Annotated in this window: 2 tRNA genes and 2 rRNA genes (1 of these 4 only partly in view); all 4 read right to left on the reverse strand. The window is 54.9% G+C overall.

Annotated features, from left to right (window positions below):
* Positions 1-614: ribosomal RNA gene (locus F2B13_RS20255) — 23S ribosomal RNA — on the reverse strand; it reaches 2,215 nt to the left of the window's first position.
* Positions 615-768: 154 nt separating this feature from the next.
* Positions 769-842 (reverse strand) — tRNA-Ala (locus F2B13_RS20260).
* 127 nt (positions 843-969) lie between these two features.
* A tRNA-Ile gene (locus F2B13_RS20265) sits at positions 970-1,043 on the reverse strand.
* 169 nt (positions 1,044-1,212) lie between these two features.
* Positions 1,213-2,737, reverse strand: a 16S ribosomal RNA gene (locus F2B13_RS20270).
* Together the 16S and 23S rRNA genes with 2 tRNA genes alongside form the textbook arrangement of a ribosomal RNA operon.
* Positions 2,738-3,007 lie beyond the last annotated feature (270 nt).

A 3,007-nucleotide genomic window follows, 5' to 3' on the forward strand; every position in this document is an offset into this window, starting at 1 on the left:
AGTAACTCGTAGGCTCATTATGCAAAAGGCACGCCGTCACGGTGCAAGCACCGCTCCGACCGCTTGTAGGCGTATGGTTTCAGGATCTGTTTCACTCCCTTGTTCAGGGTTCTTTTCACCTTTCCCTCACGGTACTGGTTCACTATCGGTCTCTCAGGAGTATTTAGTCTTGGCGGATGGTCCCGCCGGGTTCACACAGGGTTTCACGTGCCCCGCGCTACTCAGGATACCGCTATCTCGCCGCTCTTTGCCTATACCGGGCTATCACCGTCTACGGCCCCTCTTTCCAAAGGGTTCTAGTTCATTGCGGTTCGAACCTCGCGGTCCTACAACCCCGTACATGCCGGAACATGCACGGTTTGGACTAATCCGGTTTCGCTCGCCGCTACTCCCGGAATCACTTTTGTTTTCTCCTCCTCCGGCTACTTAGATGTTTCAGTTCACCGGGTTTGCCTCCTTGCGGATGACATGTCTTCAACATGCCGGGTTGCCCCATTCGGATACCCGCGGATCATATCGTATGTGCCGATCCCCGCGGATTTTCGCAGCTTATCGCGTCCTTCGTCGCCTCTGAGAGCCTAGGCATCCCCCATACGCCCTTATCCAGCTTGTCGCCAGACCTTTCGTTCGTTTGCGTTCTATTCTAGTACTCTTTACTTAAAAAATTCGTGTTTCTTCTTTTCAGCGTACACATACCCTAAGTATGCGCACCCTGTCCCAATATGTCAATGAACCTTACGGGGCCCTTCCGTAAAAGGGCCTCCACAGTGGAGAATATCGGAGTCGAACCGATGACCTCCTGCGTGCAAGGCAGGCGCTCTAGCCAGCTGAGCTAATCCCCCAATCACCCGTTGTCGGCGATCAGTAGTTGGCAGTTGGTCCACAACTACCGCCCAACTTCCGGAATTTCCAGTATCCCTGTTCCCAATGAACCTTCCGAGGACCGACGAAAACGTCGGGCCTGGGCTGTAGTCCCGGGCAGACTCGAACTGCCGACCTCTACATTATCAGTGTAGCGCTCTAACCAGCTGAGCTACGGGACTGTCCCGGATCCCGAAAAAAACGGGACCGTTCCTTATATATTATTATACCATGGAGCAAACGAAACATAAAAGACCAAAAAAAGAAAAAAAAACAGAAAAGAAACGGGGCGCGGTCGGATCGCCCTATCGGCGAGGCGCCCTTCCCCGAACCAACGGGGAAAGTCTCTAGAAAGGAGGTGTTCCAGCCGCACCTTCCGGTACGGCTACCTTGTTACGACTTAGCCCTAGTTACCGATCTTGCCCTAGGCCGCTCCTTGCGGTGACGGACTTCAGGCACTCCCGGCTTCCATGGCTTGACGGGCGGTGTGTACAAGGCCCGGGAACGTATTCACCGGATCATGGCTGATATCCGATTACTAGCGATTCCAGCTTCACGGGGTCGAGTTGCAGACCCCGATCCGAACTGTGACCGGTTTTGTGGATCCGCTCCTGCTCGCGCAGTGGCTTCCCGCTGTACCGGCCATTGTAGCACGTGTGTGGCCCAGGACGTAAGGGCCGTGATGATTTGACGTCGTCCCCACCTTCCTCGCGGTTTGCACCGGCAGTCCCGTTAGAGTCCCCATCTTGACATGCTGGCAACTAACGGTAGGGGTTGCGCTCGTTATAGGACTTAACCTGACACCTCACGGCACGAGCTGACGACAACCATGCAGCACCTTGCAAAACGCCCGAAGGAAAAGGTGTCTCCACCCCTGTCGTTATGCATTTAAGCCCTGGTAAGGTTCCTCGCGTATCATCGAATTAAACCACATGCTCCACCGCTTGTGCGGGCCCCCGTCAATTCCTTTGAGTTTCATTCTTGCGAACGTACTCCCCAGGTGGGACACTTATCACTTTCGCTTGGCCACGGGGCCCCGAAGGGCCCCACAGCTAGTGTCCATCGTTTACGGCGTGGACTACCGGGGTATCTAATCCCGTTCGCTCCCCACGCTTTCGTCCATCAGCGTCAGTACGTACTTAGTGAGCTGCCTTCGCGATCGGTGTTCTATGTAATATCTATGCATTTCACCGCTACACTACATATTCCGCCCACTCCAATACGACTCAAGACCGCCAGTATCAAGGGCAGTTCTACGGTTGAGCCGCAGACTTTCACCCCTGACTTAACGGCCCGCCTACGGACCCTTTAAACCCAATGATTCCGGATAACGCTCGGACCCTCCGTATTACCGCGGCTGCTGGCACGGAGTTAGCCGGTCCTTATTCTTACGGTACCGTCAAAAGGGCACACGTGCCCCCGTTTCTTCCCGTACAAAAGCGGTTTACGACCCGTAGGGCCTTCTTCCCGCACGCGGCATGGCTGGATCAGGCTCCCGCCCATTGTCCAATATTCCTCACTGCTGCCTCCCGTAGGAGTCTGGTCCGTGTCTCAGTACCAGTGTGGGGGATCCCCCTCTCAGGGCCCCTAGCCATCGTCGCCATGGTGGGCCGTTACCCCGCCATCCAGCTAATGGCACGCATACTCATCCCCTACCGTAACCTTTAACCGTAAACGCGATGCCGCGATACGGTACCATGTGGTCTTAATCCAAGTTTCCCTGGGCTATCCCACAGTAGGGGGCAGATTGTATACGCGTTGCGCACCCGTGCGCCGGTCGCCATCTTCCAGCAAGCTGGAAATGCTGCCCCTCGACTTGCATGTGTTAGGCCTGCCGCTAGCGTTCATCCTGAGCCAGGATCAAACTCTTCATCGTTGTGCGTTATATAATTTCCGCGCCAACGCCGATAAAGCCGTCCCGGCCCCGTCTCTCTCTGTTTTACTATTCCAGGCGCCCCTCCATCTAATAAAAGGGCGCCCGATCTATGGTCGCGCACCGGGAAAAAACCCGGGCGCTGTATTCGTCTCCACAGTATGTCAATGAACTTCCTGAAAAGGGCCCAAAAAAACCCTTAAACGCCCAGGGAAAACATCTCATCGATCACTCTCAAACTCCCAAAGCGGGTGCAAATATAAGAGGGTTTTT

The sequence above is a fragment of the Pareuzebyella sediminis genome, from assembly GCF_008367235.1.
Lineage (GTDB): Bacteria > Bacteroidota > Bacteroidia > Flavobacteriales > Flavobacteriaceae > Pareuzebyella > Pareuzebyella sediminis.